Origin of the sequence: Neorhizobium sp. S3-V5DH (assembly GCF_004343065.1) — a bacterium.
Lineage (GTDB): Bacteria > Pseudomonadota > Alphaproteobacteria > Rhizobiales > Rhizobiaceae > Neorhizobium > Neorhizobium huautlense.
Genome location: NZ_SMCL01000025.1, coordinates 44,007 through 69,288, shown reverse-complemented (window position 1 = coordinate 69,288; position 25,282 = coordinate 44,007). Strand labels below are relative to the sequence as shown.

Here is a 25,282-nt window from a genome sequence, read left to right as displayed (position 1 = left end):
ACGATATCCCGGTTGTCCTGATGGGAAGCTAGCGAGCCCGGCAGGCCTGGGTTGCGCTCTTAAAGGAGAATGGGAAGCCGGGAGCCGAACGCCACCCTGTGACCGAAGCCGGAAACAGACCGGCGTTAGGGTCACGAATTGGAGAATGGTTCAGAACCGCAGGCGGGCAAAAACCCGTTCTGCGAACCGAGAAGCTTTAACTGATCGGCCCAAACGCCGGTCAAAACATAACCGAACCCAAGGAAAAGCCGCGAAAATAAGCGTTCTTGCCCTTGTGTTCTTTCATTGGAGAATCCCCCATGAAAACGAGGAAACTCGGAAAAGAACTCGACGTCTCCGCAATCGGCCTTGGCTGCATGGGCATGAGCCATGCCTATGGAGGTCAGGACGAACAGGAGTCCATCCGAACACTGCATCGGGCGGTGGAAATGGGCGTGACGTTCTTCGACACCGCGGAAGTCTATGGACCTTTCGTCAACGAGGAACTCGTCGGCCGCGCCCTCAAACCCTTCCGCAGCAAGGTCGTGATCGCAACCAAGTTCGGCTTCAGGATCGATCCTGAGAAGAAGGATTCCAGCGCCATGTCCGGTCTCGACAGCAGGCCGGAGCATGTGCGCGAAGTCGCGGAAGCATCGCTGAAACGGCTCGACGTCGACGTCATAGACCTCTTTTACCAGCACCGCGTCGATCCCAATGTGCCGATCGAAGATACCGTCGGCGCCATGGCGGAACTCGTGAAAGAGGGCAAGGTAAGGGCGCTTGGCCTTTCCGAAGCGGGGGCGGACATCATCAGGCGCGCCCATGCAGTGCACCCCATCTCTGCGCTGCAGAGCGAATATTCGCTCTGGACACGCGATCCGGAGGGCGAAATCCTCGATACCTGCCGCGAACTCGGCATCGGCTTCGTTCCCTTCAGCCCGCTCGGCCGGGGCTTCCTGACCGGCAAGATCCAGAGTCCCGACCAGTTCGGCGCGAATGATTTCCGCAGCTCGCTGCCACGCTTCAGCGCGGAGAACATGACGGCCAACGCTTCCGTGGTGAAATTGCTGGAGGAAATGGCCGCGGACAAGGGCGTGACGGCGGCGCAGCTTGCGCTTGCCTGGGTCCTGCATCAGGGCGATTTCATCGTGCCTATTCCGGGAGCCCGAAAAATTCCGCATCTCGAACAGAACGTCGCCGCGACCGAGATCGCGCTGTCGTCGGAAGAGGTGAGGACCCTGGGAGACATGCTTGCGCCCGAGAAATTTTCCGGCGCTCGCTATGGGCAGCAGGCGGCTGCCTGGACCCCGAAGCAGCAATAACATCCGTCTGGACTGGCCTTGACTCCGCGCTATACTTCTTCCGGGAGGTACGGAGATGTCGGAAGAACAGGCAGTCCAGGCTGTCGTCCACCTCTACGTGGACGGAATGACGTTTGCGCATGAAGGAGCGCTTCGCAAGGCGTTCCACCCGAGGGCCTGTATCATCGGCAACTACCAAGGCACCGTCGAATGGTTGTCGCTTGACGAGTTTATCGCCGCGATCGCCTCGGAAGGCGCCGCACCCGCCGACACCCAGCCGCTCATCCAGATCGAGACCCTCGATGTTACCGGCGACACCGCAACCGTGAAAGTGGTGGATGAGTTCGCCGGCATGCGCTTTTCCGACCATCTCTCGCTCCTGAAGATCGATGGGCGCTGGACGATCGTCAACAAGCTTTACTACCTGCATTCCTGAGAAGCGCCGGCTACCGTTTAAGCTCGGGAAAGCCCGCGTAAAAGGCGGAATGGTCGCCCTCGTTGTTGGGCATGCCGATCTTCGTCAGCACGCCGCGCGGTTCGGCGAAGCTGCGGATCCGCCGCGCCGGCTTTTCGTGCCACTGGATGTTCATAGCCCAGAGTTTCGGGAAAACCATGATCGAGGCGTAAGGCAGATGATCGTGGATCCACCAGGCCATTTTTTGCCAGTCGCCCTCCTGATCGTAATTGTCGACGAGCCAGGGGAAAACCACGCAGGCGGTGGCGCCGATGAAACCCTTGGCATCGCGCCTGTCCCAGATATGATCAGCGGCGGTGTTGGCATTGGACGAACAGTTGAGATTGTTCCGGTTGCCGAACTCGTTGACCTTGGGCGAACGATAACCGGAGCGCAGGTGCAGCCTGCCGAAGGTCGCCTGGAGCGGCTCCAGAAGCTCCTCGCATAGATGGCGCCCCGCTTCGATCGCGAGATCCGGGTCTTCGGGAAGGTTCGGGATGCCGTAGAAATTGGCAATTTCGGAAAACAGGAAATCGCGGAAAAAGAAGTTCTTCGACAAACGGACCCGCCCGAGTTCTTCAAGTCCCTTCATCGATCCCGGTACGCGCATGATCGCCCTCTTCTCGTTGCCATATCGAGCGGATTTTCCCCGGATGGTAGGGTAGCTATCGGAAAATCACGATGCCACCCGTTTTCGCAATTTCGAGTCATATTGTAGTTGCATATGCAATTATATCTGCTATCCTCTCCGCATGTTTGATCATTGCTTGTATTTCAACACCACAGCACTGGCCCGTCAGTTGGAGCGTGTTTGGTCCGAGGCCTTCAAGCCTTTCGACCTCACTCCGCCGCAAGCCTTCACCTTGCGCGCAGTCCTTGCCAAACCGGGAATGCTGCATAGCGAGCTGGCGGATACGCTGAGGATCGCGCGGGCAACGGCCACGCGAGCGGTGGACGGGCTTGTGACGCGCGGGTTGCTGGAAAGGCGGCCGGCAGAACGGGACGGTCGGGAATGGGAAATCCATCCCACATCGGACGCTTTGATACTGAAGGACCCGCTGAACGCGGCCAGCGGCGCAGTAACCGAAAGGCTGAAGGCCGAGCTCGGGGACGAGGTATTCGCCGGGTTCGTCAGACAGGCCAGATCGATCGGCAGCAATCTGCCGTGAAGACGCCTAATTAGTTGCATAGCTAACCAAAGGAGAAAATCCATGCCCATATTGAATGTGAAAGTCAGTGGAGAACGGTCCGACGCCATGACCAGGGCGATAGCCGATATGCTGACAGAACTGACGCAGCGCATCCTCGGCAAGGATCCTGCAGTGACTGCCATCGCCATCGATTATGTCGATCCCCGCGACTGGCTCGCCGGCGGCCGCACGCTTGCCGAACAGGGCAAGTCGAGCGTCTATTTCGATATCAAGATCACCGACGAGACAAATACGAAGAGCGAGAAGGCCGCCTATATCAGGGAGGCATTCGAAGGGTTTGCGGCCCTCCTCGGCAATCTGCACGAGGAGAGCTACATCTATGTCCAGGATGTGCGGGCCGCCGCCTATGGCTATGGCGGCAGAACCCAGGAATGGCGGTATCAGCGGGCGAATTAAGCCCGCAGTACCCCACCGGTCGTCTTTTCGACATTGGCGACGATCTTGGCCGTCAGCGCCTCGAAATCCTCGTCGGTCAGCGTCCGCTCGAACGGCTGGATCAGCACCTCAATCGCCACCGATTTCCTGCCTTCGCCGAGGGAAGCGCCTTCGAACACGTCGAAGACGTTGACGCCGGTGATCAGCTTGCGATCGGCGGTGACCGCGGCCTTGACGACCGATCCGGCTTCCACTTCGCTTCCCACCACGAAAGCGAAATCGCGCTTCACGACCTGGAAGGGCGAAAGCTCCAGCGGCGGCTTGGTGCGGGTCGCCTTCTTCTTAGGATCGGGCATGGCATCGAGGAAGACCTCGAAACCGCAGAGCGCGCCGGAGACATCGAGGGCGCCGAGCATTTTGGGGTGGAATTCGCCGAAGTAGCCGAGCACGACCTTCGGGCCCATCTTGATCGTGCCCGAGCGGCCGGGATGATACCATTCCGGCGCGCCCTTCTCGATCTGGACATTGCCCATCGGCAGGCCGCAGGCTTCGACAACGGCCAAGGCATCAGCCTTGGCGTCGAAGACATCGACCGGCTTGCCGCCGCCCTTGGCACTGTTGGACCACAGACGGCCGGAACCGTTGAGCGAGGCCGTGCCGCGGCGCACGCCGCCGGCCACGCGCCGCTGGCCTTCCGGCTTGTCGTTCTCATAGGTGCCGGAGACCTCGAAGATCGCCACGTCGCCAAAGCCCTTGTCGGCATTGCGCTGCGCTGCCGTCAGCAGGCCCGGCAGCAGCGAGGGTCGCATGTCCGACATGTCGGCCGCGATCGGGTTCGCAAGCTTCAACTCGCGCTGCCCGCCACCGAACAACCTTGCCTGATCCTCGGGAATGAACGACCAGGTGACCGCCTCCAGCATGCCGCGGGAGGCGAGCGCCCGTTTGGCCGTGCGGGTGCGCACCTGCAGGGTGGTCAGAATCCTGGCGTTGACGCTCGAAAGCTTGTCGATCGGCTCGGGCCTGATCTGATCGACTCCGTGAATGCGCATGACCTCTTCCACGAGGTCCGCCTTACCGTCGACGTCCGGCCGCCAGGAGGGGACGGTCACCGAGACGCGCTCGCCGTCGCCCTGCATCGTGAAGCCGAGGCGCGTCAGGATCTGCCGGCTTTCCTCCGTCGAGACTTCCAGCCCCGTCAGCCGCTTCACCTCGGAGAAGGGGAAATCGATCACTTTCGGCTGATGACCTTTGTAACCGACTACCTTTGCTTCCGCTGCCGTACCGCCGCAGAGTTGCAGGACCAGTTCCGTCGTGCGCTCAAGGCCCGGCACCATATATTCCGGATCGACGCCGCGCTCGAAACGGTACCGCGCATCGGTGATGATGCCGAGCGAACGGCCCGTCTTGGCGATGTTAATCGGATCCCAGAGCGCACTCTCGATCAGCACGTCGGTCGTGTTCTCGTCGCAGCCGGAATGCTCGCCGCCCATGATGCCGCCGATCGACTCGATACCCTTCTCGTCGGAGATGACGACGTTGTTGGGCCCGAGCTTGTATTCCCGCGTATCGAGCGCGAGGATCGTTTCGCCTTCCAATGCACGCCGCACCGTCAGGCCGCCCTTGACCTTTGCGGCGTCGAAGACGTGCATCGGCCGCCCCTGGTCGAAGGTCATGTAGTTTGTGATGTCGACCAGGGCGTTGATCGGGCGAAGGCCGATCGCCTTCAGCCGCTGCTGCATCCAGACGGGACTCGAACCGTTCCTGACGCCGCGCACGAGGCGAAGGCCGAAGCCGGGGCAAAGCCGTTCGTCATCGAGCAGGATTCGAAGGCCGACGGAGGTCTCGCCTTCCGTCTTGAAGGAAGGCTTCGCTCGCGGCTTCAGCGTGCCGAGTCCAGCGGCGGCGAGATCGCGGGCGATGCCATGGATCGAGGTGCAATCGGGTCGGTTCGGCGTCAGGTTGATCTCGATGACCGGATCGTCGAGGCCGGCATAGGAGGCGAAGGGTGTGCCGACCGGTGCATCTTCCGGAAGATCGATGATACCCTCGTGATTGTCGGACATGTCGAGCTCCTTTTCGGAGCACATCATGCCGTGGCTTTCGACGCCGCGGATATTTCCGACGGCGAGCGTCACGTCGATACCGGGAACATAGGTGCCCGGACGAGCCAGGGCTCCCACGAGGCCGGCGCGGGCGTTCGGCGCACCGCAGACCACCTGCACCGGCTTGCCGTCGCCAGCATCCACCATCAGCACCTTGAGGCGATCGGCGGACGGATGCTTTTCGGCGGAAACCACCTTGGCGATGACGAACGGCCTATAGGCCGCCTTGTCGTCGACATCCTCGACTTCGAGGCCGATCGCAGTCAGGCGCTCGCAGATCTGGTCCAGCGTGGCATCGGTCTCAAGATGTTCCTTGAGCCAGGAAAGCGTGAATTTCATTGTGTCAGTCCTCCCTCAAGAGCTCAAACCGCCGAACAGCGTCGGCATGTCGAGCGGGCGGAAGCCGTAGTGGTTCATCCAGCGGACATCGGCGTTGAAGAAGTCGCGCAGGTCCGGCATGCCGTATTTCAGCATGGCGATGCGGTCGAGACCCATGCCCCAGGCAAAACCCTGGAATTCATCGGGGTCCAGCCCACCGGCCTTGAGCACGTTCGGATGCACCATGCCGCAGCCGAGGATCTCCATCCAGTCGCTGCCCTCGCCGAACTTGACGATCGGGCCGGAGCGGTCGCACTGGATGTCCACTTCGAAGCTCGGTTCGGTGAACGGGAAGAAGGACGGGCGGAAGCGCATGGTCACCGACGGCACTTCGAAGAACGCCTTGCAGAATTCTTCCAGGATCCAGCGCATGTGGCCGACATGCGACTTCTTGTCGACGACGAGCCCCTCGACCTGATGGAACATCGGCGAATGCGTGGCGTCGCTGTCCTGACGATAGGTCTTGCCGGGAATGATGATGCGGATCGGTGGCTTCTCGGCTTCCATGGTGCGGATCTGCACCGGCGAGGTGTGGGTGCGCAGCACCTTTCGCTCGCCATGCTCGTCCGCCTGGAAGAAGAAGGTGTCGTGCATCTCGCGGGCCGGATGGCCTTCGGGGAAGTTCAGGGCCGTGAAGTTGTAATAGTCCGTTTCGACGTCAGGACCTTCGGCGATCGTAAAGCCCATGTCGCCGAAGATCGCCGTGATCTCGTCGACGATCTGGCTGATCGGATGAATGCGGCCGCGCTCGGCGGGTGAAGACCGCACCGGCAGCGATATGTCGACCGTTTCGGCCCGCAGCCGGGCGTCGATCGCGGCATCCTTCAGCACCGTCTTGCGGGTGGTGATCGCGTCGGTGATCTCATTCTTCAGTGCATTGATCGCCGCTCCGCGCGTCTGGCGCTCTTCCGGCGACATCGAACCCAATGTCTTCAGAAGTTCGGAGACGGAGCCTTTCTTGCCGAGGGCACCGACGCGTACGGCCTCGATCGCCGCCTCGTCGCCGGCACCGGCGATTTCCGCCAGAAGCGAGGTTTTCAGGTTTTCCAGATCGGACATTGTTTCTTCCGTTTGATACTCGGCGAGGTGGAGGGCGAGGTCGTGACGGGCAAAAGAAAAACCCGCGCCAGCCGTAACCAGCGCGGGTTTCCCAAAATCAGTAGAGCTAATTAAGCTTGGGAAGCGCTGGTTAACGAACCGCGCTTTCAAACTCGTTGGTGGTGCCGGCGTCCTTGAGGTACTCCAGCGCCTTCTTGGAAGCGGCAACCAGTGCGCCGAATGCTTCCGGCTCATGGATTGCCATGTCGGACAGAACCTTGCGGTCGACTTCGATGCCGGCCTTGTTGAGGCCGTCGATGAAGCGGCCGTAGGTGAGGCCGGATTCGCGGACGGCAGCGTTGATACGCTGGATCCACAGGGCGCGGAAATTACGCTTCTTGACGCGACGGTCGCGCGTGGCGAACTGACGCGAACGATCGACAGCAGCCTTGGCGGCGCGGATCGTGTTCTTGCGGCGGCCGTAGAAACCCTTGGCTGCCTTCAAAGTCTTGGTGTGCTTGGCGCGGGAAGTAACGCCCCTTTTTACGCGTGCCATGTCATGATCTCCTTATCTGATCCAAAAGTGGCGAGGGTCTCAGAGACCGTTCGGCAGGTAGTTCTTGATGACCTTCTTGCCGTCTGCTTCGGCAAGAATCATCGTTCCGCGTGCATCGCGGATGAACTTGTTGGACCGCTTGATCATGCCGTGGCGCTTGCCGGCGGCGGCTGCAACGACTTTGCCAGTTGCAGTAACCTTGAACCGCTTCTTGGCAGCGGACTTCGTCTTCATCTTGGGCATTTTGCTACTCCGTTTTTGTATCGAAGCCGCAGACGAGGCTGGCTTCAAGCATTTAGAACGGCCACGGCATGCCCTGCCGGACCGTTCGGACGCGCGCTTATAACCGCAGTCGGTCAAAAGCGCAATGGGGAAAGAAAGCGCGGCAAAAACCCCGGCCGAATTGCCGGCAATCCGCAGGCAGGCAGGTGACCGGCGCTTATTTCGGCGCCAGCACCATCATCATCTGGCGGCCTTCGAGCTTCGGTTCGGCTTCCACCTTGGCAATTTCCGTGGTGTCGTCCTTGACCTGAAGCAGAAGCTTCATGCCGAGTTCCTGGTGGGCCATTTCACGGCCGCGGAACTTCAGCGTCACCTTGACCTTATCGCCGTCTTCGAAGAAACGGTTCATCGCCTTCATCTTCACCTCATAATCATGGGTGTCGATGTTGGGGCGCATCTTGATTTCTTTGATTTCGACGATCTTCTGCTTCTTGCGGGCTTCAGCCGCTTTCTTCTGGTTCGCATATTTCAGCTTGCCGAGGTCGAGGATCTTGCATACCGGCGGTTCGGTGTTCGGCGAGATCTCGACGAGATCAAGGCCGGCCTCTTCTGCCATACGAAGAGCCTGGTCGGTCGGAACCACACCGAGGTTCTGTCCTTCGGCATCGATAAGCTGGACCTTGGGAATGCGAATTTCCCTGTTGGAGCGCGGCCCCTCTTTGACGGGAGCATCGGCTTTGAATGGTCTGCGAATGGTCGTATTCTCCATGTTGTTTCGGAACGCAAGCGACGACTTTGCTCGCCCGGCATGCGACCGAGGGCAATGTCGTGATCACTCGCGCGAAGTCAATAGCATATCGTCACAGAAAAATCACCTGCTGTCGGCAGGCGGCGAATCTGTTTTATAAGCCGCGCCAGGACCGAGGAACCCATCATGACAGAGGCTACAGCCGACACCACCGAAAAGAGGATCACCGTGGGCACGGGCGCGTCCGCCCGCGAGATTGCCGTTCTTCATCGTCCGGCGAAGAAGAAAGCCGCGGGTCCGGCTCTCGTCTGGCTTGGAGGTTACCGGTCGGACATGTCCGGCACCAAGGCCATGGAGATCGAGGCGCTGGCGGGAGAGATGGGGCTTTCGGCAATCCGCTTCGATTATTCCGGGCACGGCGCCTCCGGCGGCGCCTTCCGGGACGGAACGATCTCGCGCTGGCTGGAGGAGGCAATCGCCGTTCTCGACACCATCAAGCCGAAACGCGTGGTCCTGATCGGCTCTTCCATGGGCGGCTGGATCGCGCTACGCCTCGTTCAGGAGCTGAAGAGGCGCAAAAAGGCGCCGAAGGTCGACGGAATCGTGCTGGTCGCGCCAGCGCCGGATTTCACCGCCGAACTCATCGAACCCCATCTCACCGAGGCGCAACGGCATTCCCTTTCCGAACGCGGCTATTTCGAGGAAGCATCGGAATACAGTCCTGAGCCAAACATCTATACCCGCGACCTTATCGAGGATGGCCGTCGGAACCTGGTGATGACGGGCATTATCGAAACCGGTTGCCCCGTCCACATCCTGCAGGGCATGAAGGATCCGGACGTTCCCTACCAGCACGCCTTGAAGCTCCTGGAATTCCTGCCCGCCGACGATGTCGTGGTAACCCTGATCCGCGACGGCGATCACCGGCTTTCCCGCCCCCAGGATATCGAGAAATTAAAGGCTGCAGCGCGCAACTTAATAATGAATGATCAAATTTTGGGCTGAGACAAAAATGTTGCAGCCTTAACCATAAGAAGAGACCCGTGAAGATTAACAAAGGCTGAATGATTGACTCAGCCACCGTTCAGACCTTAACTTTTCGTTAGGATTTGAAGGGACGGGTCCATGATGAAAGCCTTGCAGGCGCGGCGACTTGCCGTGATCCTAGTTAGCGTACTTGTACCAGTAAGTGCAGCAGTGCCGGCTCCGCGACCAATAGCTTCCATGGTGACCGGAGCGATTACCTCCCAACCGATCGGGCATTTTGAGTTCTGCCAGAAGTATCAGGCGGAATGTTCGGTCAAGAGCCGCTCCGCTCCGGCTCCCAAAGTCAGCGCCAAGGGCTGGGCGCTCGTCCGACAGATCAACCAGGCAGTGAATGGCCGCTACATCGCAATGACCGACAAGCAGGCCTATGGCCGCGAGGAAGTCTGGAGCTATCCGACCAACTTCGCCGATTGCGAGGACTTCGCTCTCGAAAAGCGTCGGGAACTGGCGGCTCGCGGATTTGCGCTTTCGGATCTGCTGATGACGGTGGTCCGCAAGCCCGACGGCGAAGGCCATGCGGTGCTGACCCTTCGTACCTCCGACGGCGACTTTGTCCTCGACAACCTCGATGATCAGGTCAAGCCGTGGTACCAGACACCTTACACATTCCTGAAGCGCCAGGCGTCTTTCAACACCGGCCGCTGGGTCAGCATAGAAAACGGCAAGGATCTGCTTGTCGGCGCATTGCGCTGATCTGATCAAAGAGTCATCACGGGGGACTCGGGACCGCCTGCTATCGTCCGATAGCAGGCGGTCTTGTTTTGTGGATCGAAGTGTTTGCCCTCCCGGCCCTTCGCTTTGGGCTCAGAGCCTTCGCTGCTCAAAGCGCTTCGATGGGCATTTTGCCGCCCGCGCCGTAGCAGTTTTACCCATTCCCGATCAGGATGCCGGCAGCGAGCACCAGCGAGCCGCCGAACACGACTTGGAAAACGGCCCGCATGAAGGGCGTCTCCATGTAGCGGTTTTGGATGAAGGCGATCGCCCACAATTCCACGAACACTACCAGTGCAGCGATCGCCGTTGCGGTCCAGAAATGCGGAATAAGGTATGGCAGGGCGTGGCCAAGCCCGCCGACCGCCGTCATGATCCCGGACGCCAGTCCTCGCTTGATAGGTGAACCTCGTCCGGAAATCTTGCCGTCGTCATGAGCGGCCTCGGTGAACCCCATGGAAATACCGGCGCCGACCGAAGCCGAAAGCCCTATGAGGAAGGTCGACCAGGTGTCGCCGGTCGCAAAAGCGGCGGCGAAGATCGGCGCCAGGGTGGATACGGAACCGTCCATCAGGCCCGCCAGCCCCGGCTGCACGTAAGTGAGAATGAACTGCCGGTGGGCGGTCGCATCCTCCTCCGACTTCACGTCGCCGGGTGTGTGCTTCTCGTCGAGCATCCGGGCTATATCCTGGTGCCCCTGCTCCGCGAGCGCCAGATCACCGAGAAGTTTTCGCGTCGACGCGTCGGAAACCCGCTTGGCTGCTTCCGTATAAAACCGCGCTGCCTGGCTCTCCATAGCTTCAGACTGCATCCTGACCGTGTCGAGCGGCAGGTTCTTGCGCAGCCAATCCGGCTTACGATCATAGAAGCCGCGCACGTGCTCCCGTCGGATCAGCGGAATCCTTTCGCCGAAACGGGAGCGGAATATCTCGATCAGGGAATTTTTGTGGGTTTGTTCGACCTCCGCCATATCTTCGAAAATCTTGGCCGAGGCGGGATACTGCTCTCTGAGGTTGTCCGCATAGGATAGATAGATACGGGCATCTTCCTCCTCCGAGGCGATGGCAAGGGCGAGAATTTCCTCCTCGCTCAGCGAGTCAAATGAACGCTTGGAGGCAGGCAGCAGGCGACCGAACATGGGAATCCCTTACTTAGAATAATTCTAAGTTACGTCCTGGGCAGAAAAGTTCAAGCGGTTTCTACGGGCAGCGAGCGGCAGGAGCCCAGCGAAAACCTACGCAATATCTGGAAAGGAAGGCGGCGTCCTGTGGCAATTTTCCGGATTTTCCGCTTGCTGTTCCCGAAATGAAAGGATTAAGAGCGGCCCGCGCGGGCAAGAACCCACGCACCTCCCAAAATGTTAGAAGGCATTATTCCGATGAATCGCAGACATTTCTTCCGGCAGGCCGCGACCGCCGGCGTGGGCGCGGCTGCCGCGACAGCGCTTGCAGCACCTGCTATTGCCCAGGAAAATCCGAAGATCAGCTGGAGGATGACGTCCTCGTTCACTAAGAACACCGACATCCTGTGGTCCGCCGGTACGGACATCGTGGGAAGCGTGAAGGAGGCCTCGGACGGCAATTTCACGATCAGCCCCTTCGCAGCAGCTGAGATCGTGCCGGGGCTTCAGGCCGCAGATGCCGTTTCGAACGGCACCGTCGAGATGGCGCATACATGCTGCTACTATTATATCGGCAAGGATCCGGCCTTCGCGCTCGGTACGGCCGTGCCTTTCGGTCTGAATGCCCGCCAAACCAATTCCTGGTTCTCGGTCGGCGGCGGCAACGAGCTGATCAACGAGTTCCTCGCCGGCTACAATCTTTATGCGCTGCCGGCCGGCAATACGGGTGTCCAGATGGGCGGCTGGTATCGCAAGGAAATCAATACCGTAAGCGATCTCAACGGCCTGAAGATGCGCATTGCGGGGCTTGCCGGCCAGGTTATGCAGAAGCTCGGCGTGACGCCGCAGCAGATTGCCGGCGGCGACGTGTATGCGGCGCTCGAAAAGGGCACAATCGACGCAACCGAATTTGTCGGCCCCTATGACGACCAGAAGCTCGGCTTCGTCAAGGTTGCGAAATACTACTACTATCCGGCCTGGTGGGAAGGCGGCCCTGCGGTCCATGCCTTCTTCAATCGCGAGAAGTTCAACGCCTTGCCGAAAAGCTATCAGCGAATGCTGAAGGACGCCTGCGCCAATGCCAACCAGAACATGCTTGCCCGCTACGACGCGCATAACGCCAAGGCGCTGAAGCAACTGGTCGCGGAAGGAGCCGTCCTGAAGCCCTTCAGCCAGGAAATCCTCGACGCCAGCTACAAGGCTGCCCAGGAAGTCTATGCGGAACTGAACGCCAAGAACCCGGCATTCAAGAAGATCTACGACAGCCAGCAGGCCTTCAAGAAGGACGGCTATCTCTGGAACCAGATCGCCGAATACACCTACGACACCTATATGATGGTGCAGCAGCGCAAGGGCACGCTGTAGCCGTCAGGCTCGCGCCGAATTGCAGGAAGCCCGGAGCAGCCCTCCGGGCTTATTACATTTCGCTTGCCGTCTACAGAACGACGGGACTAAGAGCGGTAGGACACACGGGCTTCAGCTTCAATCTCCAAGGCCAAGCAGGAGGAATTCCATGAATCGCAGACATTTCTTACGGCAGGCCGCAACGGCGGGAACGGGTGCGGCAGCGGTGGCAGCGCTTGCAGCGCCGGCGATCGCCCAGGAAAATCCGGCTATTACCTGGCGCCTCACCTCCTCTTTCCCGAAAAGCCTCGACATCATCTTCGGCGCCGCCAACGAAATCGCCGCGAGCGTCAAGAACGCCACCGACGGCAAGTTCAACATCCAGATCTTCGCCGCCGGCGAGATCGTGCCGGGCCTGCAGGCAGCCGACGCGGTCGCAAACGGCACGGTCGAGATGGCCCACACCTGTTCCTATTACTATATCGGACAGGATCCGGCCTTCGCGATCGGTACCGCCATTCCCTTCGGACTCAACGCCCGCATGACCAACGCCTGGTTCACGGCGGGCGGCGGCAACGATCTGATCAACGAGTTCCTGGCGCCCCGCAATCTTTATGCACTGCCGGCCGGCAACAGCGGCACACAGATGGGCGGCTGGTTCCGCAAGGAGATCAATACCATCGACGATCTCAAGGGACTGAAGATGCGGATCGCCGGCCTTGCGGGCCAGGTCATGCAGAAGGTCGGCGTGACGCCCCAACAGATCGCCGGCGGCGACGTCTATCCGGCGCTCGAAAAAGGAGCGATCGACGCCACCGAATTCGTTGGCCCCTACGACGACCAGAAGCTCGGTTTCGTGAAGGTGGCCAAGTACTATTATTATCCGGCCTGGTGGGAGGGCGGCCCGGCCATGCACGCCTTCTTCAATCTGGAGAAGTTCAAGAGCCTGCCGAAGAGTTATCAGCAGATCCTGACGAATGCCTGCGCTTCGGCCAACAACAACATGCTGGCCAATTACGATGCCCGCAACGCAACGGCATTGAAGCAGCTCGTGGCGGAAGGCGCCATCCTCAAGCCGTTCAGCCGGGAAATCATGGATGTCTGCTTCAAGGCCGCGATGGAACTCTACGCGGATCTTTCCGCCAAGAGCCCGGCCTTCAAGAAACTCTATGACAGCCAGCAGGCCTTCAAGAAGGATGCCTATCTCTGGGCTCAGGTCGCCGAATACAGCTACGACACCTATATGATGACGCAGCAGCGCAACGGGGCGCTCTGACCCATCACAGGTAATGGAGCCTGGTGTCCTGTCCGGGCTCCGTTGGCAGCCGCCGATCGGCAATCCTGCTTGCGAGAATTTCGCTTGCCAATAATACGTTTTCAAATCAGGTAGTTGCCGCAGAAAATCTCCTCTCCCGACAGGGCTGCGAAAAATTAAATTGGGCGCCGAGCATTGATTATCCGAGGATAAGGCATATATTGCTGTCATCGAAAATTGCTTGCGACCTTTGTCAAAGAGCCTCGCGCTCCGTCAGATTTCCTCTCAAATATCGATCAAAGCGGACGAAATACTGTCCGACAACACTAGCGATTGAAAGGAAATCGTTATGAATACTGGTACCGTAAAGTGGTTCAATAGCACCAAGGGTTTTGGCTTCATTCAGCCCGATGATGGCGCAACTGACGTTTTCGTTCATGTTTCCGCTGTCGAACGTGCCGGCATGTCCTCCCTGACGGAAGGTCAGAAGATCTCTTACGAGATCGTTCGCGACCGCAAGTCCGGTAAGAGCTCGGCCGACAATCTGCGGGCCGCATAAGGATGTCATTCGCCTCGGCTGACCACGGATGTACTGGCAGCGAGCGCTTGAATGACGGGAAGAGGTCGGGGTAACGCCCGGCCTTTTTGTTTTTGCCCGGCTTCGGCCGAGCCTGAAGGAGAAGATGATGAGCCCGAACGTCTATTCCGTCGACGATATCATCGTCCTCAAAGCCGGCCTGACCCGCACGGCCACCGGCGACCGGACATGCCGCGTCGTCGGACTGCTTCCGGCGGCGGATCGGGGCGAGCATCAGTATCGGGTTCGCTTCGATAACGAAAACTTCGAACGTCGTATCGTCGCAAGCGATATCGACGCGTCTGCGACCGCAACCTCCGCCGTCAAAAGCGAGGCTTCCCGGGAAACTCCCGGCGGATCGTGGCTCAAGCCGTCGCGCATGCGCATCGGCAAGTAATTTCAACCCATTGATAGAAGGCGGGGTTTTGCCCGCGATGGAAAGGAAATAGTTTGCAGGTTCTTGTCAGAGACAACAACGTTGACCAGGCACTCCGGGTGCTGAAGAAGAAGATGCAGCGCGAAGGCGTCTTCCGCGAAATGAAGGCTCGGAGCGCTTACGAAAAGCCTTCCGAAAAGCGCGTTCGCGAGAAGGCGGAGGCCGTGCGGCGTTACCGCAAGCTCGCCCGCAAGAAGATGCAGCGCGAAGGCCTGCTGCCGGCGCCGAAAAAAGTCGCCCGCCCGGCCCGCTGATATCTGTCACCGCCCGGACATCCCATCAGGAAGGAGGAGATCCCCATGACTGCAACCAAGGACGAATTCTTCAATCCCACCAAGCTTTCCGCGCGTGACAAGGCCGCCGCTACCGACCAGACAGCCCGCGCCATCATTGCCGCGGAAGCCAATCAGCGGGAAAAGAAAACCGAGAAACTGAGGCTGCTTCGCCTCGAAAAGGAAGCCGCCGAACCTTCGCCGGCGCCAGCTCGATCGAAGAGCCGCAAGAGTCTGACAGACCACTGATGTTCAAAAAGCCCGGGATTCCCGGGCTTTTTCTTTAGCGGAAGCAGTTGGGCCGACTACGCCGTCTGAAGCTTCAGCCGGCGCGGCAGCGGCGGGAACGCGAGGGCAATGAGAACAGCTCCAAGGCCCACCAGCGCAGAGCCGATGAACAGCCAGTTGTAGTTGTTGAACTGATCGAAGGCCCAGCCGCCGGCGAGCGGCCCAAAGGCCATGCCGATTGCGGACAGCATGGTCGCGGCGCCGAGAACCGTACCCAGTATCTTGGCTGCAAAATATTCTCCCGCCAGGACGGCATAGAGCGGCATTACTCCGCCATAGGTGCCGCCGAAGATCACCGCCAGCGCGTAGAACTGGGTGAGATCGCTTGCCATCGTGTAGGCGGCGATCACTGCCGCCTGGATCAATAGCCCGCCGATCAATACCGGCTTGACGCCCAGCCTGTCGGCCAGGACGCCGAAAAGGATCCGGCCTCCGAGACCCGCGGCACCTTCGACGCTATAGATGCTGACAGCCGCCATTGGTCCGATGCCGCAGAACATGGCATAGCTCACCATGTGGAAGATCGGCCCGGAATGGGCTGCGCAGCAGGCGAAAAAGGTGAAGGCAAGCACCAGGAACTGCGGCGAGCGGAACACGTGCGAGAGCGGAGTGTCCGCACGTTCCCCACCCGGCGCGGGGGCTGCGCCGGAAGCCGCCGCAGCCGGCGGATTGCGGACCAGAAACACCGTCGGCAGCAGCAGGATCCACGCGCCGACGCCGATCAGGAACATGGCCATGCGCCAGTCGTCATAGGCCGAGATCAGCCATCGCGCCAAGGGCGAGATCGTCATCGGCGCCATGCCCATGCCGGCCGACACCAGCGAGACCGCGAGACTGCGGTGTTTGTCGAACCAGGCCATGGTCACCGCGATCATCGGTGCGAAAAAGGCACTTGCCGACAAGCCCACCAGGCAGCCGTAGACGAGCTGGAACGCCAGCAGGCTCTCCACCTGACTTGCGAGCACCAGCGCCAATCCCAGCAACAGGGCGCCGATCAGTACGACCACGCGTGCGCCGTAACGGTCGCTGGCCGCGCCCCACATGAAGCCGCCAAGCCCCATGACGATAAAGTTCAACGTCATGGCGCTCGATATGCCGGCGCGCGACCACCCGGTCGTCGTGGCGATCGGCTCGATAAAGATTGCGAGCGAAAACATCGTGCCGACGGCGACGCAGCCCATCAGCGCCCCCGCAAAGACGATTGCCCATCGATAATTATTGCTCATGCCACTCCCCTTTCCACAGGTTCGAACATCACCCGTTGGGCCTCACCGCAACGGGTCCTCGAACCTATGACGTCCGAGCCCGGCCTCTCCCGACAGACCTCACCTCTTTTTTTAGCGCCAGCTCGACCCCAACGCAAAAGCCCCGCACGCGGCGGGGCTTCCAGAACTCATATCGTCGTGACGTCGGTTGCGTCGGTATCAGTCGCCACCGGTATTCGGGCGGGCCTTGCCGACATTGCTGTTGGTCGAGGCGGTCTTGCCGTCCGGCTCCTGGCCGTAATAGGTGCCGCCGAGGTGGCCGCCGCCGCTGGTATTCTCGACCTGCCGTTCGGCGCGCTTCACCGCTTCTTTCACGTCACTTTTACTCATGTCTGTCCTCCAGCTTGGGGTTGGTGACAGTGAGCTAACCGCCTCGATGGCGAGGTGTTCCCTGGCATCTCGATCAGTAAGGCCGGCCGCGGCAGCGGAAATCCCGGAACCTCTTGACGAATGATAACTTGGGTCCTATTTGGAAACGATCGTTCTCGAACTGTATCCTTCCCTGATGAACGCAGACGCTGCCACCCGCCCACCGGGCCGCCCCAGAGAATTCGCGATAGAGGATGCCCTCGACAAGGCGATCGTCGTTTTTTCCGAGCGTGGTTATCATGCCGCCTCCATCTCGGAACTCAAGGAGGCAATGGGGCTGACGGCCGGTAGCCTCTACAAGGCGTTCAAGGACAAGAAGGCAATCTTTCTGGCCGCTTTCGACCGCTACAAGCAGGTTCGCAACGCCCTTCTCGACCAGGAAATCGGCGCCGGCACCAATGGCCGCGACAGGGTTTTCCGCATGCTGCGCTTCTATGCGGAGGCGTCGCATGGCGAAAGCGGGCGGCAGGGCTGCCTGGTGGTTGGAACGGCGATAGAGCTTGCGGTCTACGATGCGGAGGCGGCCGAGCGCGTCGGCCGTTCGATGGCACGGAGCGAAGCTCTGTTCAACCGCCTCATTCGCGAAGGGCAGGCCGACGGCTCGATCTCGAAGAGGATCGACCCGGATGCCACCGCCCGTCTCCTGCTGTCCGTCACCCAGGGCCTCAGGGTCCTCGGCAAGACCGGCCCCGACCGCGATCAGGCCTTTTCCGTGATCGACGCGGCGATGAAGCTGCTCGACTGATTTTATTCGATCCTTCCTCCCAAGGAGTTTTTGATGACCAGCAATAGTGCAACGCTTTCGGCGCCAGCCGCTCCTTCCGCCATGTCGGCCGGCATGACCTTCATCATGGCCGCGGCTTGCGGCCTGATCGCCGCCAATCTCTATTACTCCCAGCCGCTTGCCGGGCCGATCGCCGCATCCATCGGCCTGCCGGCCCATGCGACGGGCCTCATCGTGACGCTGACACAGATCGGTTATGGCCTTGGCCTGCTGCTCATCGTGCCGCTCGGCGACCTTCTCGAAAACCGCCGGCTGATCGTGACGATGATTGGCGCTGCCGCGATCGCGCTCGTCGCCGCCGGTCTTTCGACTGCCGTCCTTCCCTTCCTCGCCGCTTCGCTGGCGATCGGCCTTGCCTCCACTGCCGTGCAGATGATCGTGCCCTTCGCGGCCAATCTAGCCCCCGACGCCCATCGGGGCCGGGTGGTCGGCAATGTCATGAGCGGACTGATGGTCGGCATCATGATGGCCCGGCCAGTCTCCAGCTTCATTGCCCGCTTCTCCTCCTGGCACCTCGTCTTTTTTGTCTCCGCTGCGGTCATGGTCCTGCTCGGCTTCGCGCTCGCCACCCGCCTTCCGAAACGGGTGCCGCAGACAAAGCTCTCCTATTTCGCGCTGATCGCGTCGATGGGGCGCCTCTATGCCACACAGCCGGTGCTGCGACGCCGCGCCTTCTACCAGGCCTGCCAGTTCGCCGCCTTCAGCCTGTTCTGGACCGTCACCCCGCTTGTTCTGGCCGGTCCCGCTTTCCAGCTGAGCCAGGCAGGCATCGCGCTCTTCGCCCTTGCCGGCGTCGCGGGCGCCATCGCCTCGCCGATCGCAGGACGCCTCGCGGACCGCGATCTCGGCCGCCCAGCGACGATCTTCGGCATCCTCTCCGTGGCGATCGCCTTCCTGATCACCCACCTTGCGCCGGAGGGTTCCGCTATTGCGCTTGCACTCCTGACATTTGCCGCGATCCTGCTCGACTTCGGCGTGACGATGACGCTCGTTATCGGCCAGCGGGCGATCTACGGGCTTGGCGCCGATCTGCGCAGCCGTTTAAACGGCCTCTTCATGGCGACTTTCTTCATGGGCGGCGCGGTTGGCTCGGCCGTCGGCGCGTGGGCGTTTGCGGAAGGCGGCTGGCTGCTTGCCTCGATGCTGGGCCTTACGCTTCCGGTCCTTGCGCTTGCCTATTCGCTCACCGAAAAGCGGAACTGACAGGCAAGCTGGGTCCGCCTGAGGGGCCATTCTGAAGGCCCTGATCATGTTCGAGCACGTTCTCGAACATGATCGAGGTCGATGAATCCGCTCCCGTTGCCGAAGGTCAGCCATCGCGTTCAAACCCGGAGGCTGCCTTGCGACTGACCAGACGTCTTCTTCTCGCCCTTTCCCTTTGCACCACCGCCACGCCGCTTCTTGCCGCCGATCCTGTCGGTGTCCGCAAGATGAGCGTCGTCTCGCAGGACTATCCCCGCCCGCTCGCCCTGACGGTCTGGTATCCGGCAGCGGTGGCAGGAGCGCCGAGCGCGACCGTTGAGGATCGCATCTTCGAATTTCCGTCCGCCTCGCAGGATGCGGAAATACGGAGAGGCCGCTTCCCGCTCATCCTCCTTTCGCACGGCTCCGGCTCACGGGCCGAGGGTATGGGCTGGATCGCGGCCGAGCTCGCCGAGGCTGGCTTTGTCGTCGCCGGCCCCAATCATCCTGGCACCACGAGCGGCGATTCCACCCCGGCCGCGACAACCAAGATCTGGGAGCGCACAGGGGATATTTCCGTTGTCATCACCGCGCTCTCTGCCGATCCCCAATGGAAAGCCTCGATCGATCCGACCCGTATCGGCGCACTCGGCTTCTCGCTTGGCGGCACGACGGTGCTGGAGCTCGCCGGCGCCCGTGCCGATCTTTCCGGCTATATCCGCTACTGCAAGGAACATCCGGACATGATGGACTGCCGATGGTTTGCAGGCGGCCGCGGCTATGCCGGCGGGGAGCAGGTCTCCGTGCAGCCTTTCGACCTCGCCAGCGTCGACAAGGCGCGGTTCGAACAGTCCAACCGTGATCGCCGCATCACCGCCGTGGTCGCCGTCGATCCGGGCCTTGCCACGGTGATGAAGCCGGAAAGCCTCAAGTCAATCGCCGCGCCAGTGACGCTCATAAATCTTGGAAGCCCGGGACAAATCCCGTTTGCCGTGCTGTCGGATCGACTGGCGACGCAAATAGCCGGCGCCGGCTACCGGCAGGTCGACAATGCCGACCATTTCAGCTTCCTGCCGGTCTGCAAGCCGGGTGCGACGGATTTCCTTCGATCGGTCGGAGAGATCGACCCGATCTGCGAAGAACTTGCCGAAAGATCGCGGGCGGATATTCACGTGGAACTTGCCGGCCTCATCAGACAGGCCTTCGAGCGCACGCTCAAATCCGGCCACTGACCCGCTGGACGCGCAAGGATGCTAAGCCGGCGTTTTCGCCGGCTGGCGATGTTCATGGTTTTTTAGGAACCCGCAACGCAACCTGAAGGCAATTCCTCGTCATCTTTAGGTGCGCCATGATTGTCTGGCATGTGGTTGTGGCGATCCTGACACTCACGTTGCTTGGCGCCGCGGTCCACATATTTCGATCGTCTTTCAACTTCATGCCCGACATATTCGTTTCCGGCAGTGGCCGGTTTTTTCGCGAGCACATGATCAATGATGCATTGAGTACCAACTACAGCTTCTGGGACATGGTCGCCGGCACGGAATATGACGAAGACGGATTTTACGAGTTCTTCAGCCTGAAGAATCTACGCATATGCTGCACACAGACGATAGCGGTCGGGCTGGCTGTGCTTTTCTCGTTCGACCCGCTCTGGGAAGGCTTCACTGGCGCCGTCGACCAGGCACCGGGATGGCTCTGGTCTCTTTTCGTTTACCGGATCCAAAACCTGGAACTCATCTGAACCTCCGAGCCAGCTTGATCACGTTCCCGGAAGCCGTGGCGATCAGGCTACCCGCTTGTAGAACAGCGTCGTGCCGCAGAAGCCGCCTTGCGGCCACATGGCATAATCGGGAATGACCCCGACGCGTTCCCATCCCAAGCGCGGGTAAATGCTTTCCGCCTCGCTGCCGGTTGCCGTGTCCAGCACCAGAAGCGTGCGGCCGCGCCGGGCGGCCTCGGCCTCCACGACCTCCATCAGCTTGCGCGACAGGCCGAGCCCGCGCGCCGAGCGGTGCACGAGAAGCTTCATCAGGTCGCCGCGATGCGGCTGGTTCGGTTTCGACGCCAGCCCCACCTGCACCGTGCCGACCACCCTGCCTTCCACCTCCGCTACCGCAAGAATGATGCTGCCTTTTTCCACCGCATCGGCGATCTCCTGCCAGTAGCCGGTTGCGTCGCTTGGCTCGAAGGGCAGCATGAAGCCCACCGAGGCGCCGCCATTGATGCAGTCGGAGAGGATTTCGGAAAGATCGGGAAGGACGGCGCGGGCTTCTTCGGCATCGACGATTCGGATGGTGGTCATGTCTTGTTCTTTCGGGTCAGGAATTTACCGGCCACGGTCGAGAATGACCGCGTAGCGGGCCGGCTTGTCGGATGGATTGTGGAAGTCGAAGGCGTCGCCGATATCCATGAAGAGGCAGTCGCCGGGATGGAGCGTGTGGACAGTCTCGCCGATGACCATTTCCAGCACCCCCTGGAACAGCCAGACGTGCTGGGTCATTATCCGGCTCTCTTCGCGCGGCGGAAAGCTGACGCGGGCATGCGGCGGAAAATCCACCTCAACGATATCGACCCGGCTCGGCATGCCGGGCGGAGATACCGAGCGCCTCACATATCCCGTATGCGGATCGCGCCAGAGCTTCTGATCGGCGTGGCGGCTGACCGGCGAGGTTGTGGGTCCGTCATCCGCGAAGAAGGCCGAAAGCGACAGGCCGAGCGCCTCCGAAAGTCTCGCCAGCAGCGCCGCCGTCGGGCTCGCTTCCGCCCGTTCGATCCGCGAAATCATTGCCCGGCTGACGCCGGAACGGTTCGCCAGCTCGTCCAGCGTCAATCCCGCCCGGGCGCGCAGGCTCTTCAGCCGTTCGCTGATCGCGTTCTCTATTTGTAAATCCGGTCCGTCCATAATCAAAGAATTACATTCTCTTATGATGGAATCAAGCGTCTTATGTCAGGCGCATGAAATTTGCGGGGCGATGCCGTTTCCGCGATAGCTTCGGCCGCCGCCGATCGGCTATGGGAGCAGGATCGGGATTTGCACCGGCCCGGCCGGCAGCAATCCGCTGCCATTGCCGGAGAGACGAGATGAACGGCCAGACATTGGAAGCGGCCTCGCCCTTTTCGATCGCCAGCATCGTCGTCTCCATGACGATCGCGGCGATCGGCAGCGGCGTGATGTTCGCCTATGTGCCCTTCATGCTCACCCATTCCGCCGCGCCCTGGGCGGCGGGTGCGGCGGTCACCGCCGTCGCCTTCGGCGGGCTTGTCGGCTGCGTGATCGGCGGGCCGCTGATCAAGCGCGTCGGACATGCGCGGCTTTTTGCCTGCTCCATGGCGATGGTGATCATTGCCGCCGTGCTAATCGCCGCCGATCTGCCGCCTCTCTACTGGATCCTTGCCCGCGGCCTCTACGGCGCGGCCGCCAACGTCAATTTCATCATCGCCCAGAGCTGGCTGAACCATGCGGCATCGAACGAGTGGCGCGGCAAGGCCATGTCCTTCTTCTACATGGCCTATGTGCTCGGCCTCGGCTGCGGCGCCTGGATCTTCGGGCAGATCCCGACCGACGGCAATCTCGCGCCGCTCGCCGTTGTCTTCTTCACCGCGCTTGCCATCCTGCCGATCGGCCTCACCCGCCTGCCGAACCCGCCGCCGCCGGCAAGCGTCAGCGTCAACGTCAAGATGGCCTGGCGCATCTCGCCGGTCGGGCTTGTCGGCGTGCTGGCGTCCGGGGGGCTTTCCATGGTCGTGCAGGGTTTCACCCCGATCTATGCCGCCACCAACCAGGTCTCGCAAAAAGACGTGGCGCTCCTGATGTTCGTCATGCAGACCGGCCTCCTCTTCATCCAGTATCCGCTCGGCGTGCTATCCGACCGCATCGACCGGCGCGCCGTGCTCGTCATCACCTGCGGCCTCATCGTCGCGGCGGGCATCGCAGCACTCTTCGTCTCCTTCGCAACGATCCTCCTCCTGATGATCGTCTTCCTGGTCTTCGGCGGGGCGATCGAGACCGTCTATTCGGTCGCCAATGCGCATGCCAACGACCGCGCCGATCCCGGCGATTTCGTGCCGCTTTCCTCGACGCTGCTCGTCGCCTGGTCGACGGCCGCCACCATCGTGCCGCTCGGCGTCACGCTTCTGACGCCCGTCTTCGGCCAGCACACCTTCATCTACGCGATCATCCTGGTGGCGATCGCCTATGGGACTTACGTGATCTGGCGCCTCAAGGAGCGCAAGGCGGTGCCGGCCGACGAGCGCGAAAACATAGGCATCCGCAGCGCCCAGGTTCCGAACGCTTCGGTCCTTACCGATCCGGAGACCGGCAAACCCGCGCAATAGGCCCCAGAACCGGGTTCTATCCTCACCGAATGGTTATCTTTCCGCTTTGCGGCAGGAACCTGCGCTGCTATATGCGCGGGCCATGAGCACCAATTCCGCCCGCACGCCCCTCGACCATATCCGCAACTTCTCGATCGTGGCCCATATCGACCACGGCAAGTCGACGCTCGCCGACCGGCTGATCCAGACGACCGGCGGCCTGGCCGAGCGCGAGATGTCGGAACAGGTGCTGGACTCGATGGATATCGAGCGCGAGCGCGGCATCACCATCAAGGCCCAGACGGTGCGCCTGCACTACAAGGCGAACAACGGCGAGACCTATATCCTGAACCTGATCGACACGCCCGGCCACGTCGACTTCGCCTATGAAGTGTCGCGCTCGCTCTCTGCCTGCGAAGGTTCGCTGCTGGTCGTCGACGCCAGCCAGGGCGTCGAGGCCCAGACGCTCGCCAATGTCTATCAGGCGATCGACAACAACCACGAGCTCGTCACCGTCCTCAACAAGATCGACCTGCCGGCCGCCGAGCCTGATCGGATCAAGGAACAGATCGAGGAAGTGATCGGCATCGACGCCTCCGACGCCGTTCTCATCTCCGCGAAGACCGGACTCGGCATTCCGGACGTGCTGGAAGCGATCGTCCACAAGCTGCCGCCGCCGAAGAGCGAGCTTGGCGACAAGGGGCCGTTGAAGGCGCTGCTCGTCGACAGCTGGTACGACACCTATCTCGGCGTCATGGTTCTGGTGCGCATCATCGACGGCGTGCTCACTAAGGGCCAGACCATCCGCATGATGGGCACGGACGCCAAATACACGGTCGAGCGCGTCGGCGTGCTGACCCCGAAAATGGTCAATGTCGACAGCCTCGGCCCCGGCGAGATCGGCTTCATCACCGCCTCGATCAAAGAAGTGGCCGATACCCGCGTCGGCGATACGATCACCGAGGACAAGCGGCCGACAGCGCAGGCGCTTCCGGGCTTCAAGCCGGCCCAGCCGGTGGTGTTCTGCGGCCTCTTCCCGGTCGATGCAGCCGATTTCGAGGATCTGCGCGCCGCGATGGGCAAGCTGCGCCTCAACGACGCCTCCTTCTCCTTCGAAATGGAAAGTTCGGCCGCACTCGGCTTCGGCTTCCGCTGCGGTTTCCTCGGCCTCCTGCATCTCGAAATCATCCAGGAGCGCCTGGAGCGCGAATTCGACCTCGACCTCATCGCCACCGCTCCCTCGGTCGTCTATCACCTGGCCATGACCGACGGTTCGACCCGCGAGCTGCACAACCCGGCCGACATGCCTGACGTCGTCAAGATCGCCTCCATCGAAGAGCCGTGGATCAAGGCGACGATCCTGACCCCGGACGATTATCTCGGCGGCATCCTGAAGCTCTGCCAGGACCGGCGCGGCATCCAGACCGAACTCACCTATGTCGGCAAGCGCGCCATGCTTTCCTACGAGCTGCCGCTCAACGAAGTGGTGTTCGATTTCTACGACCGCCTGAAGTCGATCTCCAAGGGCTACGCCTCGTTCGACTACCATCTGCACGGCTATCGCGAGGGCAATCTCGTGAAGATGTCGATCATGGTCAACGGCGAGCCGGTCGACGCGCTTTCCATGCTCGTTCACCGCTCGGCGGCCGAAAAGCGCGGCCGCGACATGTGTGAAAAGCTGAAGGACCTAATACCCAGGCACATGTTCAAGATCCCGATCCAGGCCGCCATCGGCGGCAACGTGATCGCCCGCGAAACGATCTCGGCGATGCGCAAGGACGTGACCGCGAAATGCTACGGCGGCGACGCCACCCGCAAGCGCAAACTTCTGGAAAAACAGAAGGAAGGCAAGAAGCGCATGCGCCAGTTCGGCAAGGTCGACATCCCCCAGGAAGCGTTCATCGCCGCGCTGAAGATGAAGGACGATTGAGGGGTCAGGTCGCCGTCAGCTCTG

29 protein-coding genes are annotated in these 25,282 nt (G+C 61.0%); 18 read left to right on the top strand and 11 right to left on the bottom strand.

The window, feature by feature from the left end; genetic code table 11:
* Window positions 1–299: 299 nt before the first annotated feature.
* Window positions 300–1,301 (top strand): aldo/keto reductase, encoded by a 1,002-nt coding sequence (locus EDE09_RS24525; RefSeq protein ID WP_112796460.1) that lies wholly within the window; start codon window positions 300–302, stop codon window positions 1,299–1,301.
* Between the two features lie 55 nt (window positions 1,302–1,356).
* The gene (locus EDE09_RS24520; RefSeq protein WP_105373861.1) at window positions 1,357–1,716 is read left to right on the top strand and encodes a nuclear transport factor 2 family protein; all 360 of its coding nucleotides are present in this window, start codon (window positions 1,357–1,359) and stop codon (window positions 1,714–1,716) included.
* 10 nt (window positions 1,717–1,726) lie between these two features.
* Here EDE09_RS24520 and EDE09_RS24515 read toward each other — a convergent pair whose 3' ends face one another.
* Window positions 1,727–2,344, bottom strand: coding sequence for a hypothetical protein (locus EDE09_RS24515; RefSeq protein ID WP_112796458.1), 618 nt, complete (start codon window positions 2,342–2,344; stop codon window positions 1,727–1,729).
* Window positions 2,345–2,501: 157 nt separating this feature from the next.
* Between EDE09_RS24515 and EDE09_RS24510 the strand changes: the two genes are divergently transcribed.
* Together EDE09_RS24510 and EDE09_RS24505 are read left to right on the top strand one after the other, a co-directional pair.
* Window positions 2,502–2,903: a MarR family transcriptional regulator gene (locus EDE09_RS24510; protein ID WP_245505230.1), complete on the top strand. Its 402-nt coding sequence runs from the start codon at window positions 2,502–2,504 to the stop codon at window positions 2,901–2,903.
* A gap of 42 nt (window positions 2,904–2,945) precedes the next feature.
* Window positions 2,946–3,341 (top strand): 4-oxalocrotonate tautomerase family protein, encoded by a 396-nt coding sequence (locus tag EDE09_RS24505; protein WP_105373864.1) that lies wholly within the window; start codon window positions 2,946–2,948, stop codon window positions 3,339–3,341.
* Here the strand turns inward: EDE09_RS24505 and pheT are convergent.
* From pheT to infC, 5 genes are all read right to left on the bottom strand, one after another.
* Window positions 3,338–5,761 carry a phenylalanine--tRNA ligase subunit beta gene (pheT, locus tag EDE09_RS24500; protein WP_132413169.1) on the bottom strand — a complete coding sequence of 808 codons (2,424 nt, stop codon included), beginning with the start codon at window positions 5,759–5,761 and terminating at the stop codon, window positions 3,338–3,340. The genes EDE09_RS24505 and pheT overlap by 4 nt on opposite strands.
* Before the next feature lie 15 nt (window positions 5,762–5,776).
* The gene (gene pheS / locus EDE09_RS24495; protein ID WP_112796452.1) at window positions 5,777–6,859 is read right to left on the bottom strand and encodes a phenylalanine--tRNA ligase subunit alpha; all 1,083 of its coding nucleotides are present in this window, start codon (window positions 6,857–6,859) and stop codon (window positions 5,777–5,779) included.
* Window positions 6,860–6,989: 130 nt separating this feature from the next.
* Window positions 6,990–7,394, bottom strand: a complete 405-nt coding sequence (gene rplT / locus EDE09_RS24490) for a 50S ribosomal protein L20 (protein ID WP_046627769.1) — start codon at window positions 7,392–7,394, stop codon at window positions 6,990–6,992.
* A 39-nt stretch (window positions 7,395–7,433) separates the two neighbouring features.
* Window positions 7,434–7,637 (bottom strand): 50S ribosomal protein L35, encoded by a 204-nt coding sequence (gene rpmI, locus EDE09_RS24485; RefSeq protein ID WP_027487755.1) that lies wholly within the window; start codon window positions 7,635–7,637, stop codon window positions 7,434–7,436.
* 196 nt (window positions 7,638–7,833) lie between these two features.
* Window positions 7,834–8,370: a translation initiation factor IF-3 gene (gene infC, locus EDE09_RS24480; RefSeq protein WP_245422982.1), complete on the bottom strand. Its 537-nt coding sequence runs from the start codon at window positions 8,368–8,370 to the stop codon at window positions 7,834–7,836.
* 180 nt (window positions 8,371–8,550) lie between these two features.
* On the opposite strand from infC, the gene EDE09_RS24475 reads away from it, so the two are divergent.
* Complete coding sequence (locus EDE09_RS24475; protein ID WP_112796450.1) at window positions 8,551–9,369, top strand: alpha/beta hydrolase; 819 nt, start codon at window positions 8,551–8,553, stop codon at window positions 9,367–9,369.
* 120 nt (window positions 9,370–9,489) lie between these two features.
* Window positions 9,490–10,104 carry a transglutaminase-like cysteine peptidase gene (locus tag EDE09_RS24470; RefSeq protein ID WP_112796447.1) on the top strand — a complete coding sequence of 205 codons (615 nt, stop codon included), beginning with the start codon at window positions 9,490–9,492 and terminating at the stop codon, window positions 10,102–10,104.
* A gap of 172 nt (window positions 10,105–10,276) precedes the next feature.
* On the opposite strand, the gene mbfA is transcribed toward EDE09_RS24470, so the two are convergent.
* Window positions 10,277–11,260, bottom strand: a complete 984-nt coding sequence (gene mbfA / locus EDE09_RS24465; RefSeq protein ID WP_112796445.1) for an iron exporter MbfA — start codon at window positions 11,258–11,260, stop codon at window positions 10,277–10,279.
* 240 nt (window positions 11,261–11,500) lie between these two features.
* Between mbfA and EDE09_RS24460 the strand changes: the two genes are divergently transcribed.
* The 6 genes from EDE09_RS24460 (at window position 11,501) to EDE09_RS24435 (ending at window position 15,375) form a co-directional block, all read left to right on the top strand.
* Window positions 11,501–12,607, top strand: coding sequence for a TRAP transporter substrate-binding protein (locus tag EDE09_RS24460; protein WP_132413167.1), 1,107 nt, complete (start codon window positions 11,501–11,503; stop codon window positions 12,605–12,607).
* 148 nt (window positions 12,608–12,755) lie between these two features.
* A complete protein-coding gene (locus EDE09_RS24455; RefSeq protein ID WP_112796443.1) occupies window positions 12,756–13,862 on the top strand; it encodes a TRAP transporter substrate-binding protein in 1,107 nt (368 codons plus the stop codon).
* A 328-nt stretch (window positions 13,863–14,190) separates the two neighbouring features.
* Window positions 14,191–14,400, top strand: coding sequence for a cold-shock protein (locus EDE09_RS24450; RefSeq protein ID WP_007770461.1), 210 nt, complete (start codon window positions 14,191–14,193; stop codon window positions 14,398–14,400).
* A 127-nt stretch (window positions 14,401–14,527) separates the two neighbouring features.
* Complete coding sequence (locus EDE09_RS24445) at window positions 14,528–14,815, top strand: cold-shock protein (RefSeq protein WP_112796501.1); 288 nt, start codon at window positions 14,528–14,530, stop codon at window positions 14,813–14,815.
* A gap of 53 nt (window positions 14,816–14,868) precedes the next feature.
* Window positions 14,869–15,108 carry a 30S ribosomal protein S21 gene (gene rpsU, locus EDE09_RS24440; RefSeq protein WP_105373873.1) on the top strand — a complete coding sequence of 80 codons (240 nt, stop codon included), beginning with the start codon at window positions 14,869–14,871 and terminating at the stop codon, window positions 15,106–15,108.
* A gap of 45 nt (window positions 15,109–15,153) precedes the next feature.
* Window positions 15,154–15,375, top strand: coding sequence for a hypothetical protein (locus EDE09_RS24435; protein ID WP_105373874.1), 222 nt, complete (start codon window positions 15,154–15,156; stop codon window positions 15,373–15,375).
* A 56-nt stretch (window positions 15,376–15,431) separates the two neighbouring features.
* Here EDE09_RS24435 and EDE09_RS24430 read toward each other — a convergent pair whose 3' ends face one another.
* Both EDE09_RS24430 and EDE09_RS28360 read right to left on the bottom strand, forming a co-directional pair.
* Window positions 15,432–16,640, bottom strand: a complete 1,209-nt coding sequence (locus tag EDE09_RS24430; RefSeq protein WP_112796441.1) for an MFS transporter — start codon at window positions 16,638–16,640, stop codon at window positions 15,432–15,434.
* Window positions 16,641–16,838: 198 nt separating this feature from the next.
* A complete protein-coding gene (locus EDE09_RS28360) occupies window positions 16,839–17,009 on the bottom strand; it encodes a hypothetical protein (RefSeq protein ID WP_165924265.1) in 171 nt (56 codons plus the stop codon).
* Between the two features lie 175 nt (window positions 17,010–17,184).
* Between EDE09_RS28360 and EDE09_RS24425 the strand changes: the two genes are divergently transcribed.
* The 4 genes from EDE09_RS24425 (at window position 17,185) to EDE09_RS24410 (ending at window position 20,755) form a co-directional block, all read left to right on the top strand.
* A complete protein-coding gene (locus EDE09_RS24425) occupies window positions 17,185–17,793 on the top strand; it encodes a TetR/AcrR family transcriptional regulator (protein ID WP_112796498.1) in 609 nt (202 codons plus the stop codon).
* Window positions 17,794–17,826: 33 nt separating this feature from the next.
* Window positions 17,827–19,035: an MFS transporter gene (locus EDE09_RS24420; RefSeq protein ID WP_112796439.1), complete on the top strand. Its 1,209-nt coding sequence runs from the start codon at window positions 17,827–17,829 to the stop codon at window positions 19,033–19,035.
* Window positions 19,036–19,172: 137 nt separating this feature from the next.
* A complete protein-coding gene (locus EDE09_RS24415) occupies window positions 19,173–20,246 on the top strand; it encodes a dienelactone hydrolase (RefSeq protein WP_112796496.1) in 1,074 nt (357 codons plus the stop codon).
* A gap of 116 nt (window positions 20,247–20,362) precedes the next feature.
* The gene (locus EDE09_RS24410; RefSeq protein WP_105373877.1) at window positions 20,363–20,755 is read left to right on the top strand and encodes a hypothetical protein; all 393 of its coding nucleotides are present in this window, start codon (window positions 20,363–20,365) and stop codon (window positions 20,753–20,755) included.
* A 42-nt stretch (window positions 20,756–20,797) separates the two neighbouring features.
* Here EDE09_RS24410 and EDE09_RS24405 read toward each other — a convergent pair whose 3' ends face one another.
* Window positions 20,798–21,316 carry a GNAT family N-acetyltransferase gene (locus EDE09_RS24405; protein WP_112796436.1) on the bottom strand — a complete coding sequence of 173 codons (519 nt, stop codon included), beginning with the start codon at window positions 21,314–21,316 and terminating at the stop codon, window positions 20,798–20,800.
* A 24-nt stretch (window positions 21,317–21,340) separates the two neighbouring features.
* Complete coding sequence (locus EDE09_RS24400; RefSeq protein ID WP_112796433.1) at window positions 21,341–21,916, bottom strand: XRE family transcriptional regulator; 576 nt, start codon at window positions 21,914–21,916, stop codon at window positions 21,341–21,343.
* A 179-nt stretch (window positions 21,917–22,095) separates the two neighbouring features.
* On the opposite strand from EDE09_RS24400, the gene EDE09_RS24395 reads away from it, so the two are divergent.
* Both EDE09_RS24395 and lepA read left to right on the top strand, forming a co-directional pair.
* Entirely contained in the window at window positions 22,096–23,349 is a 1,254-nt protein-coding gene (locus tag EDE09_RS24395) for an MFS transporter (protein WP_105373880.1), read from the top strand.
* Between the two features lie 82 nt (window positions 23,350–23,431).
* Entirely contained in the window at window positions 23,432–25,258 is a 1,827-nt protein-coding gene (gene lepA, locus EDE09_RS24390) for a translation elongation factor 4 (RefSeq protein WP_105373881.1), read from the top strand.
* Window positions 25,259–25,282 lie beyond the last annotated feature (24 nt).